The sequence below is a fragment of the Bradyrhizobium uaiense genome (assembly GCF_010811875.1).
GTDB lineage: Bacteria > Pseudomonadota > Alphaproteobacteria > Rhizobiales > Xanthobacteraceae > Bradyrhizobium > Bradyrhizobium uaiense.
This window is the reverse complement of sequence record NZ_VKHP01000006.1, coordinates 1-15,454: the sequence shown is the minus strand read 5'-3', so window position 1 is coordinate 15,454 and position 15,454 is coordinate 1. Positions and strand designations below refer to the sequence as shown.

At 64.4% G+C, this 15,454-nt stretch carries 18 protein-coding genes; 3 read left to right on the top strand and 15 right to left on the bottom strand.

Going from position 1 to position 15,454, the window contains the following annotated elements:
- Positions 1-60 precede the first annotated feature (60 nt).
- From FNJ47_RS02685 to FNJ47_RS02640, 12 genes are all read right to left on the bottom strand, one after another.
- Complete coding sequence (locus tag FNJ47_RS02685; RefSeq protein WP_163150388.1) at positions 61-1,029, bottom strand: tripartite tricarboxylate transporter substrate binding protein BugD; 969 nt, start codon at positions 1,027-1,029, stop codon at positions 61-63.
- Positions 1,030-1,106: 77 nt separating this feature from the next.
- Positions 1,107-2,348, bottom strand: coding sequence for a threonine synthase (locus FNJ47_RS02680; protein ID WP_163150386.1), 1,242 nt, complete (start codon positions 2,346-2,348; stop codon positions 1,107-1,109).
- 192 nt (positions 2,349-2,540) lie between these two features.
- Positions 2,541-3,962, bottom strand: a complete 1,422-nt coding sequence (gene lpdA / locus FNJ47_RS02675; protein ID WP_163150384.1) for a dihydrolipoyl dehydrogenase — start codon at positions 3,960-3,962, stop codon at positions 2,541-2,543.
- Between the two features lie 17 nt (positions 3,963-3,979).
- Positions 3,980-4,222, bottom strand: a complete 243-nt coding sequence (locus FNJ47_RS02670; protein ID WP_163150382.1) for a hypothetical protein — start codon at positions 4,220-4,222, stop codon at positions 3,980-3,982.
- The gene (locus FNJ47_RS49760) at positions 4,223-4,399 is read right to left on the bottom strand and encodes a hypothetical protein (RefSeq protein WP_165445499.1); all 177 of its coding nucleotides are present in this window, start codon (positions 4,397-4,399) and stop codon (positions 4,223-4,225) included.
- Positions 4,400-4,411: 12 nt separating this feature from the next.
- Positions 4,412-5,791, bottom strand: a complete 1,380-nt coding sequence (locus tag FNJ47_RS02665; protein WP_163150380.1) for a pyruvate dehydrogenase complex dihydrolipoamide acetyltransferase — start codon at positions 5,789-5,791, stop codon at positions 4,412-4,414.
- 2 nt (positions 5,792-5,793) lie between these two features.
- Entirely contained in the window at positions 5,794-6,099 is a 306-nt protein-coding gene (locus FNJ47_RS02660; protein ID WP_024583574.1) for a DUF5076 domain-containing protein, read from the bottom strand.
- 5 nt (positions 6,100-6,104) lie between these two features.
- Positions 6,105-7,511, bottom strand: coding sequence for a pyruvate dehydrogenase complex E1 component subunit beta (locus tag FNJ47_RS02655; protein WP_163150378.1), 1,407 nt, complete (start codon positions 7,509-7,511; stop codon positions 6,105-6,107).
- Between the two features lie 45 nt (positions 7,512-7,556).
- Positions 7,557-8,576, bottom strand: a complete 1,020-nt coding sequence (gene pdhA / locus FNJ47_RS02650) for a pyruvate dehydrogenase (acetyl-transferring) E1 component subunit alpha (RefSeq protein ID WP_163150376.1) — start codon at positions 8,574-8,576, stop codon at positions 7,557-7,559.
- Between the two features lie 45 nt (positions 8,577-8,621).
- Positions 8,622-8,756 (bottom strand): hypothetical protein, encoded by a 135-nt coding sequence (locus FNJ47_RS53150; protein WP_283811183.1) that lies wholly within the window; start codon positions 8,754-8,756, stop codon positions 8,622-8,624.
- Between the two features lie 27 nt (positions 8,757-8,783).
- Complete coding sequence (locus FNJ47_RS02645) at positions 8,784-9,101, bottom strand: FtsB family cell division protein (RefSeq protein WP_163150374.1); 318 nt, start codon at positions 9,099-9,101, stop codon at positions 8,784-8,786.
- A 140-nt stretch (positions 9,102-9,241) separates the two neighbouring features.
- Positions 9,242-9,793, bottom strand: coding sequence for an NADPH-dependent FMN reductase (locus FNJ47_RS02640; RefSeq protein ID WP_163150372.1), 552 nt, complete (start codon positions 9,791-9,793; stop codon positions 9,242-9,244).
- Positions 9,794-10,074: 281 nt separating this feature from the next.
- Here FNJ47_RS02640 and FNJ47_RS02635 point away from each other — a divergent pair, with 281 nt between their 5' ends.
- Positions 10,075-11,190, top strand: coding sequence for a D-alanine--D-alanine ligase family protein (locus tag FNJ47_RS02635; RefSeq protein WP_163150370.1), 1,116 nt, complete (start codon positions 10,075-10,077; stop codon positions 11,188-11,190).
- A 28-nt stretch (positions 11,191-11,218) separates the two neighbouring features.
- Here the strand turns inward: FNJ47_RS02635 and FNJ47_RS02630 are convergent, their stop codons facing one another.
- Complete coding sequence (locus tag FNJ47_RS02630) at positions 11,219-12,358, bottom strand: zinc-binding dehydrogenase (protein WP_163150368.1); 1,140 nt, start codon at positions 12,356-12,358, stop codon at positions 11,219-11,221.
- A gap of 48 nt (positions 12,359-12,406) precedes the next feature.
- Complete coding sequence (eno, locus tag FNJ47_RS02625) at positions 12,407-13,690, bottom strand: phosphopyruvate hydratase (protein ID WP_163150366.1); 1,284 nt, start codon at positions 13,688-13,690, stop codon at positions 12,407-12,409.
- Positions 13,691-13,866: 176 nt separating this feature from the next.
- On the opposite strand from eno, the gene queF reads away from it, so the two are divergent.
- Entirely contained in the window at positions 13,867-14,343 is a 477-nt protein-coding gene (gene queF / locus FNJ47_RS02620; protein WP_163150364.1) for a preQ(1) synthase, read from the top strand.
- Between the two features lie 82 nt (positions 14,344-14,425).
- Entirely contained in the window at positions 14,426-14,929 is a 504-nt protein-coding gene (locus FNJ47_RS02615) for a hypothetical protein (protein ID WP_163150362.1), read from the top strand.
- Here the strand turns inward: FNJ47_RS02615 and FNJ47_RS02610 are convergent.
- The coding region (locus tag FNJ47_RS02610) for an MFS transporter (RefSeq protein WP_163150360.1) at positions 14,926-15,454 on the bottom strand (529 nt) is incomplete at its 5' end. The two genes, FNJ47_RS02615 and FNJ47_RS02610, sit on opposite strands and share 4 nt — an antisense overlap.

Genomic DNA, 15,454 nt, shown 5'->3' with positions numbered 1-15,454 from the left:
AGGCCGCGGAGTATGGGTCCCGGCTTTCGCCGGGACGACGTGGAAGAAAGAGCGCCGCCTTCAATCCACCTTCACGTTGGCCGCCTTGATCATCGGCCACCATTTGGCGATTTCCGCCTTCTGCCAGGCGCCGAGCGCTTCCGGCGTGAGCTGATCCTTCGGCGGCATCTGCAAACCGAGATTTTCGAGCTGCTTCTGCACCGCCGGATCGGCCATCGCCGCGACCGCGGCGGCGTTGAGCTTGGCCACGATCTCCTTCGGCGTGCCCTTCGGCACCCAAAGGCCGGACCACAGCGTCATGTGGAATCCCGGCAGGCCAGCCTCGTCGACCGTCGGAACCTCGGGCGCGTTCGCGACCCGCTTCGAATCGGTCACTGCATAGGCGCGGATGTTGCCGGCGCGGACCTGGTTGATCGAGTTCGAGGTCTGGTCGACGATGATGTCGATCTGGCCGGCAACGAGGTCGTTCAGCGCCGGCCCGGTGCCGCGATACGGCACGTATTGCAGCTTGATGCCGGAGACATTCTCGAAATACAGCCCGGCGATGTGGCTGCCGCTGCCGGCGCCCGCGGTGCCTGCGGTCGGCGGCGCCGGCCGCGACTTCAGCCATGCCAACAGCTCCTTCAGCGATGTCGCCGGCACCGCGTTCTTGCTGACGATGATCATCGGATTGCTCGGGAGCAGCACCACCGGCTCGAGATCGGTGACGAGGTCGTAGCCGAGCTTGTAGATCGCGCCGTTCGCGACATGGGTGCCGAGATGGCCGAACGAGATGGTGTAGCCGTCAGGCGCCGAACGCACCGCGCGGCCGACACCGATCGAGCCGCCCGCTCCGGTCACGTTCTCGATCAGAAGCACCTCGCCGAGCGATTGCTTCATGTGCTCGCCGAGAATGCGCGCCATCGCATCCGAGGGGCCGCCGGCGGCGAACGGCACCACGATGGTGATCAGATGCGCCGGCCAGGTTTCCGCGGCAACGGTCCCCGTGAACGCCAACATCGCCAACACGGCCAGAACCAGTTTCCGCATCACGCTCTCCCGACTTTTCTTGTTTCTGATTATTTTGAAGGGCCACCTTTCGACAAGATGGCCCTTCGGATGAGGCGTCAGAACTGCGAGAAGTCGATCGGCTTATGCCGGTCCAGCGTACGGGTGATCGGCGGCAGCGGGTACTTGAGGCCGCTGGCGCAATTGAACAGCATCACGCGGTCGGTCTTGCTGACCCGGCCGTCGGCAAGGCTCTCCTTGTAGGCCGCGTAGGTCGCGGCGCCCTCGGGGCACAGCAGCAGCCCCTCCTCGCGCGCCACCTCGTTGAGCGCTGTGGTGATCTTGTCGTCGTCGACGGCGATCGCAAACCCCTTGCTCTCGCGCACCGCGCGCAGGATGAGGAAATCGCCGATCGCCTGCGGCACGCGGATGCCCGAGGCGATGGTGTGGGCGTCCTCCCAACGCGCGGCGTGCTGGGTGCCGGCCTCATAGGCCCGCACCATCGGCGCACAGCCGGAGGCCTGCACTGCAACCATGCGCGGACGCTTCGAGCCGATGAAGCCGATCTTCTCGAGCTCGTCGAATGCCTTCCACATGCCGATCAGCCCGGTGCCGCCGCCGGTCGGATAGAAGATCACGTCGGGCACGTCCCAGCCGAGCTGCTCGGCGAGCTCGAGGCCCATCGTCTTCTTGCCCTCGATCCGGTACGGCTCCTTCAGGGTCGAGGTATCGAACCAGCCGACCTTGGTCTTGCCCTCGCCGACGATCTTGCCGCAGTCGTCGATATAGCCGTTGACGCGATAGACGGTGGCGCCCTGCAGCTCGATCTCGCTGACATTCACCTCCGGCGTATCGGCCGGACAGAAGATCGTGGTCTTGATGCCGCACGAGGTGGCGTAGGCCGCGAGCGCCGCGCCGGCATTGCCGTTGGTCGGCATCGCCATGTGCTTGATGCCGAGCGCCTTGCCCATCGACACCGCCATTACGAGGCCGCGCGCCTTGAACGAGCCGGTCGGCAACCGTCCCTCGTCCTTGACGATGATCTCGCCGCCGCCAAGCTTGGAGCCGAGCCGCGGCAGCCGGATCAGCGGCGTCGTGACTTCGCCGAGGCTGACGATGTCCTGGCACTTGCGCACCGGCAGCAGCTCGCGATAGCGCCACAGGTCGGCGGGGCGCTGGGCCAGCGCGTCTTTCGTCAGCGCCGTCTTCACCCCGGCGAGATCGTAGCGCACCAGCAGCGGCTTGCCGGCCTTGGAGAGATTGTGCACCTGGTCAGCCGCATAATGGTCGCCCTCCATCGCGCATTCGAGATGGGTCACGAAGGTCGGGCGTTCGATGGTGAGGTTGTCGTTGTCTTTCATGGGGTGCGCTCTTTCTTGTTTTTAGGTTCACCAATATGAGACCCGTCAGCCTGAGGTGGCCGCTTCTTCAGCGGCCCTCGAAGGGCGACAGGCCCCGCTGCCAGGTCTTGGCCGTGCATCCTTCGAGGCTCGCTGCGCTCGCACCTCAGGATGACGGAACTGCTAACGTTGCGAAGCTTCCGCTCCCGCCAATCAAATATTCAGCACGCGCCCGTAGGCGTCGAGCACCGCTTCCTTCATCATTTCCGACAAGGTCGGATGCGGGAATACGGTGTGCATCAATTCCTCTTCCGTGGTCTCCAGATTCATCGCCACGACATAGCCCTGGATCAGCTCGGTGACCTCGGCGCCGATCATGTGCGCACCGAGCAACTGCCCGGTCTTCTTGTCGAAGATCACCTTGACGAGGCCCTGGTCCTCGCCGAGCGCGATCGCCTTGCCGTTGCCGACGAACGGGAAGCGGCCGACGCGGATCTCGCGGCCGCCTTCCTTGGCCTTGGCTTCGGTGAGGCCGACGGAAGCGACCTGCGGGTTGCAGTAGGTGCAGCCCGGGATCATCAGCTTGTCCATCGGATGCGGGTGCAGGCCCTTGATCGCCTCGATGCAGATCACGCCCTCATGCTCGGCCTTATGCGCGAGCATCGGCGGGCCTGCGACGTCGCCGATCGCATAGATGCCGGGGACGTTGGTCTTGCCGAGACCGTCGATCACGATGCAGCCGCGGTCGGTTTTCACGCCGAGCTTCTCCAGCCCGAGATTCTCGATATTGCCGACCACACCGACCGCCGAGATCACGCGCTCGAATTCCTTGGTCTGCGGCTGGCCCTTGCCGTCGTCGATGGTCGCGACAACGCTGTCGGCCTTCTTCTCCAGTTTCGTCACCTTGGTCGAGGACATGATCTTGATGCCCTGCTTCTCGAACCGCTTGCGCGCCAGGCCGGCGATCTCCGCGTCTTCCACGGGAAGGATCTGCGGCAGCACCTCGACCACGGTGACGTCCGCTCCCATGGTGTGGAAGAACGAAGCGAACTCGATGCCGATCGCGCCCGAGCCGACCACCAGCAGCGACTTGGGCATCCGCTCCGGCACCATCGCCTCGAAATACGTCCAGATCAGCTTCTTGTCCGGCTCGAGCCCTGGCAGCACGCGCGGCCGCGCGCCGGTCGCGACGACGATGTGCTTGGCCTGGTAGCTGCCCTCGCCGCTCGCGCCCTTCGGCGCCTCGACCGCCGACTTCTTCACCGTGATCTTGCCGGGCGCATCGATCGTGGCGTCGCCCCAGATCACCGTGATCTTGTTCTTCTTCATCAGGAAGCCGACGCCGTCATTGAGGCGCTTCGAGACCCCGCGCGAGCGCTGCACCACAGCCTTCGGATCGAAGCTGACATTGTCGGCCGACAGCCCGTAATCCTTGGCGTGCTGCATGTAGTGGTAGATCTCGGCCGAGCGCAGCAGGGCCTTGGTCGGGATGCAGCCCCAGTTCAGGCAGATGCCGCCGAGATAGGATTTCTCGACGATCGCGGTCTTGAAGCCGAGCTGCGCGGCGCGGATCGCGGTCACATAGCCGCCGGGGCCGGAGCCGATGATGATGACGTCAAAGGATGTGTCGGCCATGGCGGCTCCCGTTCAACTCAACGTGTGACGCCGCGCGCGCGGCTTCTTGCGATCAACGACCTGACCAGCCATTCGAGCCCGATCACCACGGCCGTGAGGGCCAGGGCCGTCAGCACGATCGGCTGGGCGATGTCCCGCGCCAGCTGCTCGCCGGCGAAGAACGCGGAGTGCAGGAGATTCAACCCGACCGGGTTGAACACCAGCACGGCCGACAGCAGCAGCGAGATCCAGGGCCAGCGCGAGCGGGCCAAGCCGGCCATTCATCGGTACTCCTGCCATACCGCACCAAGAAATATGGTCCACACCAGCGCCAGCACACCGGCGCCGATCATCATCAACCGGAACTGGAACGTCGATATCAGGTCGCGGTTGACCGCGACGAGCAGCGCAACGGCGATGGCGGCGAGCAGAACGTACGGACCTGACATCGCGTACATGGCGGATGCCCGTCACACCATCATCATCACGGGGTTTTCGATCAGCTGCTTGAAGGCGCCGATCAGCTCGGCGCCGAGCGCGCCGTCGATGGCGCGGTGATCGCACGACAAGGTCACACTCATGATCTGCGCGATCTCGATCTTGCCGCCACGTACCACCGGACGCTCCTCCGAGGTGCCGACCGCGAGGATCGAGGCGTGCGGCGGATTGATCACGGCGGTGAAGTGGTTGATGCCGTACATGCCGAGGTTGGACACCGCAGTGGTGCCGCCCTGATATTCTTCCGGCTTCAGCTTGCGGGCGCGGGCGCGCGCCGCAAAATCCTTCATCTCGTTGGAGATGGTCGACAGCGTCTTGGTCTCGGCCTTGCGGATGATCGGCGTGATCAGGCCGCCCGGCATCGCCACCGCGACGCCGACGTCGGAATGCTTGTGCTTGAGCATGCCGCCTTCGGTCCAGCTGACGTTGCAGTTCGGAATCTTCTGCAACGCGACCGCCATCGCCTTGATGACGAAGTCGTTGACCGAAATCTTGTAGAGCGGCTTCTTCTCCTTGTCCTTCGGCGCCGACGCGTTGATCTCCTCGCGCGCGGCGAGCAGCTTGCCGATGTCGCAGTCGATCGTCAGGTAGAAGTGCGGAACGTTCTGCACCGAAGCGGTGAGACGCTGCGCGATGGTGCGGCGCATGCCGTCATGCGGCACGACTTCGTAGGAGCCCGGCTCGAACAGCGCCAGGATCTGCTTGTCGGACATCCCGGGCGCAACTGCGCCCTGGGGAGCGATGCTCGGTCCTGCTGCGGCGGGTGCCGCCGCCGGTGCCTTCAGGCCCTTGCCGGACTTGGCATCGTCGACGTCGCGCGCGATGACGCGGCCGTGCGGGCCGGTGCCGGTGATGCGGCCGAGATCGATGCCGGCCTCTTTTGCCAACCGGCGCGCCAGGGGCGAGGAGAACACGCGGGCGTGGCCATTGGCCTGCGCGGCCGGTGCCGCCGCCTGAGGCGCGGCTGCGGGCGCTGCGGCCGGCTTCGGCGCTGCCGCCGCAGCGGGAGCTGCCGCAGGCGCAGCCGGGGCCGCGGGCTTCGGTGCCTCGGCGGGCTTGGCTGCGGGTGCCGCGCCCGCTCCGGCGCTGGCGGCCGCCTTCACATCCTCGCCGTCGCCGGCCATGACCGCGATGATGTCGTTGACCGGCACGTCCTGCGTGCCCTCGGGCACCAGGATCCTGGCGATCGTGCCTTCATCGACCGCCTCGACTTCCATCGTCGCCTTGTCGGTCTCGATCTCCGCGATCACGTCGCCGGACTTGACCTTGTCGCCCTCTTTCTTGAGCCACTTGGCGAGGTTGCCCTTTTCCATCGTCGGCGACAGCGCGGGCATGAGAATATTGATCGGCATTGTCAGTGACCTTGTTGCGACCGCGGTTTGGTTTGGCCCATGTCGGTCGGCCGGGCGATTTCGGCTTCGAACATCTCGACGATGCGCGCGAGCGCCTCGTCTTCGGTGTATTCGCTCTCGCGCGAATAGGCGCGCGCAGCGTGACGGGCGATGTCGACGAGCATCAGCCCCCACATGTCCGGCTCCTCGAAAGCGCGCTGGAACGCGATCGACAGGCCGCCGTCGACGACAAAGGCGCGCAGCACCTCGATGGCGTCGTCGCGGCCCATCACGTCAGGCGGCAGCGGCTGCTCCTTGGGACCGGCCATCGGCGTTACCGGTAGGACACGGCCTTGGCGGCTGCGACCACCTCGGCGACGGAGGGCAGAGCGAGCTTTTCGAGGTTGGCCGCGTAAGGCATCGGCACGTCCTTGCCGGAGACCCGCGCCACCGGCGCATCGAGATAGTCGAAGGCGTGCTCCATGATGCGCGCCGCGACCTCCGAGCCGACACCGCTCTGCTGCCAGCCCTCCTCCACCGTCACCGCACGGCCGGTCTTCTTCACCGAGTTGATGATGGTCTCGGTATCCATCGGACGGATGGTGCGGAGATCGATCACTTCGGCCTCGACGCCTTCCTTGGCGAGCTCGTCGGCAGCCTTCAGCGCATAAGACATGCCCATCGCCCAGGAGACGATGGTGACGTCCTTGCCGGCCCGCGCAATGCGCGCCTTGCCGATCGGCACCACGAAATCGTCGAGCTTCGGTATCTCGCCGGTGTGGCCGTACAGCATCTCGTTCTCGAGGAAGACCACCGGATTGGGATCGCGGATCGCGGCCTTGAGCAGGCCCTTGTAGTCAGAGGCCGAATACGGCGCGACCACCTTCAGGCCCGGCACCTGCGAGTACCAGGCGGCGTAGTCCTGGCTGTGCTGGGCCGCGACGCGCGCGGCGGCGCCGTTCGGACCACGGAACACGATCGAGCATCCCATTTGGCCGCCGGACATATACAGCGTCTTGGCGGCGGAATTGATGATCTGGTCGATCGCCTGCATCGCGAAATTCCAGGTCATGAACTCGACGATCGGCTTCAGCCCGGCCATCGCCGCGCCGACGCCGACGCCGGCAAAGCCGTGCTCGGTGATCGGCGTATCGATCACGCGCCGGGCGCCGAACTCCTGCAACAAGCCCTGCGTCACCTTGTAGGCGCCCTGATACTCGGCGACCTCCTCGCCCATGATGAAGACGTCGCCGTCGCGGCGCATCTCCTCGGCCATCGCATCGCGCAGCGCCTCGCGAATGGTCTGCGTGACCATCTCGGTGCCCGCAGGGATTTCCGGATCGGGCAGCGCTTCGCTGACCGGCGCGGCCGGCACCTTCGCCGCAGGCTGCGGCGCTTCCGCCTTTGCATCTCCCTTGGCCTCGGCAGCAGCAGGCGCAGCCTCGGCAGCCTTCGGCGCCGGCGCGGCGGGCACCTTGGCGAGGTCGGCGGCGCTTTCGCCGTCGGCCAGGATGGTGGCGATCGGCGTGTTCACCAGGACGTCGGCGGTGCCTTCCGGAATCAGGATCTTGCCGAGCGTGCCCTCGTCGGTTGCCTCGACCTCCATCGTCGCCTTGTCGGTCTCGATCTCGGCGATGACGTCACCGGACTTGATGGTCTCGCCTTCCTTTTTCAGCCATTTGGCGAGGTTGCCCTTCTCCATGGTGGGCGACAGCGCAGGCATCAGCACTTGAATGGGCATATCGGCTCCCGAAATCGGTCTTGAAATTCGTCTGCGCGGGTGGGGTCAGCGGTAGATGTCGGTGTAGAGCTCGGACGCATCGGGCTCGGGATCGTGCTGCGCGAAGTCGGCGGCTTCGTTGACGATCTCGCGCACCTCGGCGTCGATCGCCTTGAGGTCCTGCTCGCTCACGCCGTCGGCCAGCAGGCGGTTGCGCACCTGCTCGATCGGGTCCTGGTCGTGGCGAACCTTCTCGACTTCCTCACGCGTGCGGTACTTCGCGGGATCGGACATCGAGTGGCCGCGGTAACGATAGGTCTGCATCTCCAGGATGATCGGACCGTTGCCGCCGCGGCACCAGGCCGTGGCCTCATCGGCGGCAGCCTTCACCGCGCGCACGTCCATGCCGTCGACCTGCTTGCCGGGAATGTTGAAGGAGACGCCGCGCTTGGAGAAGTCCTGCTGGGCCGACGCGCGCGACACCGAGGTGCCCATCGCATACCGATTGTTCTCGATCACGTAGATCACCGGCAGCTTCCACAGCTCGGCCATGTTGAAGCTCTCGTAGACCTGGCCCTGGTTGGCCGCGCCGTCGCCGAAATAGGTCACGCTGACGTTGTCGTTGCCGCGATAACGATTGGCGAAGGCAAGGCCGGTGCCGAGCGACACCTGCGCGCCCACGATTCCGTGGCCGCCGTAGAAATGCTTCTCCTTGCTGAACATGTGCATGGAGCCGCCCTTGCCGCGGGAATATCCGCCGCGCCGGCCGGTCAGTTCGGCCATCACGCCCCGGGATTCCATCCCGCAGGCCAGCATGTGGCCGTGGTCACGGTAGCCGGTTATGACCTCGTCGCCCTGCTTCAGCGCCATTTGCATGCCGACCACGACCGCTTCCTGGCCGATATAGAGATGGCAGAAACCGCCGATCGCACCCATGCCGTAGAGCTGGCCGGCCTTCTCCTCGAAGCGCCGGATCAGCAGCATGTCCCGCAGGGCCTTGAGCTCCTGCTCCCTGCTGAATTCGGGGGGAGAGCCCGCCTTCTCCTGCCCTGATTCCTTTGCGACGGTTTTCTTGGGTGTGGCCATGGCAATTCCGGGTGAGAGAAGTCGAAGAACCCTCTCTAACCCAACTCAAATCACCTTGGAAGGATTGCGTTCGCTCGACGGAATTTTGCTATGCCGCAGTGCAGCGCGGCGCGACACTTTTGTGATACGGATCGATCGATTTTGAAATTTGAAGAACAGCAGCCAGTTATTTTCGGACATGCAGCTGTCCTAAAATAACTGCCGGCGTCAGTTCGTCTTGTTGATCCGAACGAGATCACGCGGGTTTGCGTAGTCGAGCTGGAAGCGCGCGCGCTCGTCCAGCATATCGGGGTCGACCCGGTCCGAGCGCAGCAGCGACACCCGCTGCTCGCCCTCGGCCCGCTCCTTCTTCAAGCGCGCCAGCTCCGAGGTCAGCGCGATGATTTCCTGGTCGAGCTCCAGCCGCGCATTCAGGCCGTATTTGCCGGTGTAGGCATTGACGCCGAAATAGCCGACCATCAGCGCCGCCAGCGTGTAGAGGGCGAGCCCGGTCAGAATCGATTTGAGCCGTGTGCGAGAAACCATGGCCGCGAAGATGCGGCCATGGAGTTAACGGACTGCTAAACCAGAGCGTTTTCGAGCGAAGTGGATGCCGGTTCGCGTAGCAATCAAGTTTACGCAGATCGCGTAGACTTATCTGCGGTAGAAAACGCGTCAAAACAAGATCAGCGGTTCTGCTTTTCGATGAAGGCCGAGAAAGCATCGAGATACTGCTGCAGCACGCCCTTGAGCGACTCCTTGGTCAGCTCGCCCTTGTCGTCGAAGGCATCGCCGACGCCGTTGAGGTAGGCTTCCGGCTGGCCGAGGATCGGGCCGGAGATACCCGGCAGGATGTTCTGCAGATGCTTCACCGCGCTGACGCCGCCGAGCGGTCCGGGCGAGTTGCCTATGATGCCGACCGGCTTGCCGATGAACGAGCTCTTGCCGTACGGCCGCGAGGCGACGTCGATCGCGTTCTTCAGCACGCCCGGGATCGAGCGGTTGTATTCGGGGGTCACGAACAGGACGCCGTTCGACTTCTGCAGCTTCTCGCGGAAGGCGAGCCAGTCCGCCGGCGGGGCCGCCTCGAGGTCCTGGTTGAAGAAGGAAATGCCCTCGAGGGTCGTCACGTCGAGCTTCAGCGAGGCCGGGGCGAGCTTGGCCAGCGCATTGGCGATCTTGAGCGAGAAGCTCTGCTTGCGAATGCTGCCGACGACGGTGACGATGTTATAGGCCATTGCATATTCCCCTCGGGTTGCGCGTAACACTGCACTTCACCTACCGGCCCGCCGAGAAAGATGCAAGTGCATGGATCGTCCAATTCCGGAAACGCAGCGTTTGCGAATTTTGCACCAACGGCGCCGAGGCTGCGCCGCTCAAGCCCCGTCAGCTCGCCCCCGGAGAATGCCATTCCGCCCGAAAGCCGCGCCGGGCGCAACCGGCGGCAAATTGTCGACACGTTCCTCGAAACATACTGTCGCGATTCCAGGCAAGCATCGCGCCAACTGAAGAGCAGCTGATGGCAGAGCGCAAGATACGGGTTGCAATCCTGTTCGGCGGACGATCGGCCGAACACGACGTCTCGCGGGCATCGGCCGCCAACGTGCTTCGCTCGCTCGACCCGGATCGCTACGACGCCACGGCGATCGGCATCACCCGGGATGGCCGCTGGATCGCGGTTGGCGCGGGAAACGGCGCTGGCACCGGCGACAGCGCATTGACCATTTCCCCCGACGGACCGCAGCTCGCGCTGCTGCCGGGAGGCCAGGGCCGCACGCTGGCGCTGGGCGGCGGCGCCACAGGCGTTCAGGAATTGCCGGCGTTCGATGTCGTCTTCCCGGTCCTGCATGGCCCGAACGGCGAAGACGGAACGGTCCAGGGTGCACTCGAGCTGTCCGACGTCGCCTATGTCGGCTCGCGCGTGATGGGCTCGGCGGCCGGCATGGACAAGGACGTCGCCAAGCGGCTGCTGCGCGAGGCGGGATTGCCGATCGTCCCCTTTGTCGTGATGTCGACGACAGCGCCGATCAGCTATGACGACGCGGCCGGCGCCCTCGGATCGCGAGAGGTCTTCGTCAAGCCCGCCAACATGGGATCATCGGTCGGGGTGTCGAAGGCGCGCAATGCGGAGGAGTTCGAGGCCGGTTGCAGATTGGCGTTCCGCTTCGACACCAAGATCCTGATCGAGCGTTGCGTCGCGCCGATCCGGGAGGTCGAGTGCTCCGTGCTCGAGGATGCCGAGGGCCGCGTCCGCGCCTCGCAGCTCGGCGAGATCGTTCCGTCCGACAAGCACGGCTTCTACTCCTACGACGCAAAATATCTCGACGCGGATGGCGCACTGCTTCAGGTGCCCGCCAACGTCGCGCCTGCCGTCGCCGACCGCATCCGGGAGCTGGCGAACAAGACATTCGCCGTGCTCGGCTGCGAAGGGATGGCACGGATCGACTTCTTCCTCCATGGCGAGCAGGCGTTCGTCAACGAGGCGAACACCCTGCCCGGCTTCACTGACATCAGCATGTATCCGCGGTTGTGGGAGGCCAGCGGCCTGCCGCAATCCGAACTGATGGATGTCCTGATCCGCCATGCCCTGGAGCGTCACAAGCGCTCCAGGAAGCTGGCATTCGAGCGCGAATAGAGCGCTTTCGAGCGAAGTGGCCGCGCGGTTACGCGCCCTTGTTCGGGTTGATCAGGAATTTTTCTCCGGTCGCACGCTTGCCGTAGACGGCGATGTTGTCGAGCTGCAAGGTCTCCTGCAACGAGACCACCTTGGTGTAGTGGCTCGCGAAGGGCGTCTTCAACTCAGCCACCACGCGCTGGCGCAGCTTGTTGCCCGCCTCCGGACCGATCTTCATCAGGAACGGGAACAGCAGCCAGCCGCCGACGCCCCACGCCATGCCGAAGCCGCGCGGCAGCTCGATCGAGCGGTTGTCGAGGCTGCCGTAGACGTAGACCTGCTTGTGCACATTCGAGCCGTACCGGCTGTAGGCCTTGGCGGTCTTGTTGATCGCGGTCTCCATCGCGACCAGGATCTGGCCCGCGAGCTTGCCGCCGCCGATCGCATCGAAGGCAATGGTCGCGCCGGTCTCGACCAGCGCGTTGGTCAGCTTGTCCATGAAATCGGGCGCGCTGGAATCGACGACATGCCTGGCGCCGATCTTGTGCAGGATGCCGGCCTGCTCCTCGTTGCGCACGATGTTGACGAGGCCGATGCCGTCCTTGAGGCAGATCTTGTTGAGCATCTGGCCGAGATTGGACGCCGCCGCGGTGTGCACCAGCGCCTTGTGTCCCTCGCGCCGCATCGTCTCGGTCATGCCAAGCGCAGTCAGCGGATTGACGAAGCAGGAGGCGCCTTCCGCCGGTGTGATGCCCTCGGGCAGCGGCAGGCATTCGTTGACCCGCAACGTACGGTATTGCGCATACATCGCACCACCAATCATCGCGACCGTCCGGCCCATCAGCGCTTTCGCGGCGTCCGACGAACCGGTCCTGATCACGACGCCGGCACCTTCATTGCCGACCGGCATCGACTCGTCGAGCCGCGCGGCCATGCCGGCCAACGCCGCGTCCGGCACGCGCGCGGTCACGACAGGCAAGTCCTTGCTGCCGGAGACCTTTGCGGCCGACATGTCGGCCGGCCCGATCAGGAGACCGAGATCCGACGGATTGATCGGGGTCGCCTCGACCCGGACCACGACCTCATCGGGTCCGGGCTCGGGGGTCGGGACATTGACCAGCGACAATTCCAGCTCACCATTCTTCTTGAGCAGCGAACGCAGTTGCAGACCGCTCTTGCCGTCACTCATCCCGACCTCCCTTTTTTGCGTTTTATTCAGTCCCGATCAGTTGGGGCGTTACGCCAGCGCCTTCAAGGCCGCCCTGCCGGCGTATTTCGCCTGCGTGCCGAGCTGCTGCTCGATGCGCAGCAGCTGGTTGTACTTGGCGGTGCGGTCGGAGCGCGCCAGCGAGCCGGTCTTGATCTGCCCGCAATTGGTGGCGACCGCGAGATCGGCGATGGTGGAGTCCTCGGTCTCGCCGGAGCGGTGCGACATCACGGCGGTGTAGCCGGCCTTGTAGGCCATCTCGATCGCCGCCAGCGTCTCGGTCAGCGTGCCGATCTGGTTGACCTTGACCAGGATCGAATTGCCGCGGCCGTTCTTGATGCCGTCGGCGAGCCGGGTGACGTTGGTGACGAACAGATCGTCGCCGACCAGCTGGCATTTCTTGCCGATCGCATCCGTCAGCTCCTTCCAGCCGTCCATGTCGTCCTCCGACATGCCGTCCTCGATGGTGACGATCGGATAGCGGCTGACGAGATCGGCGAGATACTTCACCTGCTCCGAACGCGAGCGAGTCTTGTTCTCGCCGCCGTAGACGTAGGAGCCTTCCTTGAAGAATTCGGTGGAGGCGCAGTCGAGGCCGAGGACGACGTCATCACCCGCCTTGTAGCCGGCCTTGCCGATCGCGTTCATCACGAACTCGAGCGCGGCGTCGGCCGACGGCAGGTTCGGCGCGAAGCCGCCCTCGTCGCCGACATTGGTGTTGTGGCCGGCCTTCTTCAATTCGCCGCGCAGCGTGTGGAAGATCTCCGAACCGCAACGCAGCGCCTCGGCGAACGAGGTGGCGCCGACCGGCAGGATCATGAATTCCTGGAAGTCGATCGGATTGTCGGCATGCACGCCGCCATTGATGATGTTCATCATCGGCACCGGCAGCGTCCGCGCCGAGGTGCCGCCGACATAGCGATACAGCGGCATGTCGAAGGATTCGGCTGCCGCCTTGGCGCAGGCCAGCGAGACGCCGAGGATGGCGTTGGCGCCGAGCCGGCTCTTGTTCGGCGTGCCGTCGAGATCAATCATGATCTGGTCGATCGCGACCTGCTCCTCGACCGCCTGATCGGCGAGCGCCTCGAAGATCTCGCCATTGACGGCTGCGACCGCCTTCTCGACGCCCTTGCCGAGATAGCGCGACTTGTCGCCATCACGCAGTTCCACCGCCTCATGGGCGCCGGTGGAGGCGCCCGACGGCACCGCCGCGCGGCCGATCGACCCATCCTCCAGCACCACATCGACCTCGACCGTGGGGTTGCCGCGGCTATCCAGGATTTCGCGGCCGATGATGTCGACGATGTCAGTCATGAGAACCTCTTATGGGCAGTGAGGGGGTCGGATGGCGGTGCTTCTACCGCAATGCATCGAGGGGGAAAAGGCCGCCTGACGGCCCGCATTGCCGTACTTTGCATGGGGTTGTTTTGCGGGAAAACCGGTTTCCACTTTTCCGGATCATGCTCTATGAGACCCGCACGGAGACCCCAATGGCAAAGAAATCCAGCAAATCAACGACCTCCCCCGGCCTGCAACTCGGCCGTGCGGTGGAATGGCCCGACACGCCGGAAAAGGCGCAGCTCGACCGCGTGCCCAATCCGCAGGCTGGTACCGATTATCTGGTCCGCTTCACGGTGCCGGAATTCACCTCGATCTGCCCGGTGACGGGCCAACCGGATTTCGCGCATCTGGTGATCGACTATGTGCCGGGCCGCTGGCTGCTGGAATCCAAATCGCTGAAACTGTTCGCGGCGAGCTTCCGCAACCATGGCGCCTTCCATGAGGACTGCACAGTCATGATCGGCAAGCGGATATCGGACGAGATCAAGCCGAAATGGCTGCGCATCGGCGGCTACTGGTATCCGCGCGGCGGCATCCCGATCGACGTGTTCTTCCAGACCGGCCGGCTGCCGAAGGGCATCTGGGTTCCCGATCAGGGCGTCGCGACGTATCGCGGGCGGGGTTAGGCGGGCTCTGGCAAATTCGCCGCGCCTGCTTATCCTCCTAAGCCAGCGTAGTTGGGCTGCGTCAGCAGGAGAACACGCGTCAATGCGCAATCTCAAGACGTCGTTCCGGTTGGCGCCGCTGCTGTTCTACGGCCTTTCTGTCTTTATTGTCAGCTATGCTTATCCGATAGCCGCCAAGGCCTATAATGATCTCTGTTCAAGCCAAGGTATGACCTTCGGTGAGGGATGGTCGGTCAACTTCCTCTGTATGGCGCTCGCCATTGTCACTGTTCCGCTATTCTTGGCCCGTAGCAACGCCTTGATCCTGGCGAACCTCATCATAGGCTTGGTCACAGTTTGTGGTGCCGGATCAATTCTGCACATAGCGGCAAACACCCCATACGAATGTTTTACGCAAGCTGGGACGTATGAGGATCACACCTCAGGCGTCGACGGTTTCGAACTGTGGTTCGGTTTCGCAGCCGCTGTTTCCTACGTTCTGCTGGTCGTTGACCTGACGATCTGGAGCGTCAGGAAACTGATGGCATCACAACGGACGCGCAGCGAACCGACGCAATCCAACCTCGTTTCCTCGGCGGATCACTAAGGCTCGACGTCCGGCCTCGCGGCAGCATCCGCCGGCCGCGTCTGCTTCAAAAATCTCGCGCAGATAAATCCGAGCACCGCCATCACGGCGGCGGCCGAGACCAACGTCGTCGTCTTGCCGGCGTGTTGAAGCCCAAAACCGTAGGCGATCGGGCCGACGGTCTGGCCCATGAAGAAGAAGAACGAGTGCAGCGACAGCGCGGTGGCGCGCGCCTCGACCGACAGCTCGCTGGCGAACACCTGCAGGCAGCCGTGGATCATGTAGAAGCCGAGGCCCATCACCAGGAGGCCCGCCATCTGCAGCTTCCAGTGCGGCCCGAAGGCGACGCCGACGAGTTGGATCGCGACCAGCGTCGCGCCAACGATCATCATCCCCCTCACCCCGATCAACGGCAAAAGGCGCGCCACCGTCAGCGTGTAGAGCAGGCCGCCGATCGCAAAGCCCGCGATCACGATGCCGGCGATCGACAGCGAGGTCTCGCCGAGCTCGAACAGGAACGAGGCGATTAAGGGGAACAGCCCGAGC

Coding starts and splice junctions, on each gene's coding strand:
- FNJ47_RS02665 (WP_163150380.1), bottom strand. CDS start 5,791: ATGCCGATCAATATTCTCATGCCCGCGCTGTCGCCGACGATGGAAAAG.
- FNJ47_RS02635 (WP_163150370.1), top strand. CDS start 10,075: ATGGCAGAGCGCAAGATACGGGTTGCAATCCTGTTCGGCGGACGATCG.
- queF (WP_163150364.1), top strand. CDS start 13,867: ATGGCAAAGAAATCCAGCAAATCAACGACCTCCCCCGGCCTGCAACTC.
- FNJ47_RS02640 (WP_163150372.1), bottom strand. CDS start 9,793: ATGGCCTATAACATCGTCACCGTCGTCGGCAGCATTCGCAAGCAGAGC.
- FNJ47_RS02660 (WP_024583574.1), bottom strand. CDS start 6,099: ATGGCCGGTCCCAAGGAGCAGCCGCTGCCGCCTGACGTGATGGGCCGC.
- FNJ47_RS02670 (WP_163150382.1), bottom strand. CDS start 4,222: ATGGCCGGCTTGGCCCGCTCGCGCTGGCCCTGGATCTCGCTGCTGCTG.
- FNJ47_RS02680 (WP_163150386.1), bottom strand. CDS start 2,348: ATGAAAGACAACGACAACCTCACCATCGAACGCCCGACCTTCGTGACC.
- FNJ47_RS02685 (WP_163150388.1), bottom strand. CDS start 1,029: ATGCGGAAACTGGTTCTGGCCGTGTTGGCGATGTTGGCGTTCACGGGG.
- FNJ47_RS02655 (WP_163150378.1), bottom strand. CDS start 7,511: ATGCCCATTCAAGTGCTGATGCCTGCGCTGTCGCCCACCATGGAGAAG.
- FNJ47_RS02645 (WP_163150374.1), bottom strand. CDS start 9,101: ATGGTTTCTCGCACACGGCTCAAATCGATTCTGACCGGGCTCGCCCTC.
- FNJ47_RS02630 (WP_163150368.1), bottom strand. CDS start 12,358: ATGAGTGACGGCAAGAGCGGTCTGCAACTGCGTTCGCTGCTCAAGAAG.
- FNJ47_RS53150 (WP_283811183.1), bottom strand. CDS start 8,756: ATGTCCGAAAATAACTGGCTGCTGTTCTTCAAATTTCAAAATCGATCG.
- FNJ47_RS49760 (WP_165445499.1), bottom strand. CDS start 4,399: ATGTACGCGATGTCAGGTCCGTACGTTCTGCTCGCCGCCATCGCCGTT.
- eno (WP_163150366.1), bottom strand. CDS start 13,690: ATGACTGACATCGTCGACATCATCGGCCGCGAAATCCTGGATAGCCGC.
- pdhA (WP_163150376.1), bottom strand. CDS start 8,576: ATGGCCACACCCAAGAAAACCGTCGCAAAGGAATCAGGGCAGGAGAAG.
- FNJ47_RS02615 (WP_163150362.1), top strand. CDS start 14,426: ATGCGCAATCTCAAGACGTCGTTCCGGTTGGCGCCGCTGCTGTTCTAC.
- lpdA (WP_163150384.1), bottom strand. CDS start 3,962: ATGGCCGACACATCCTTTGACGTCATCATCATCGGCTCCGGCCCCGGC.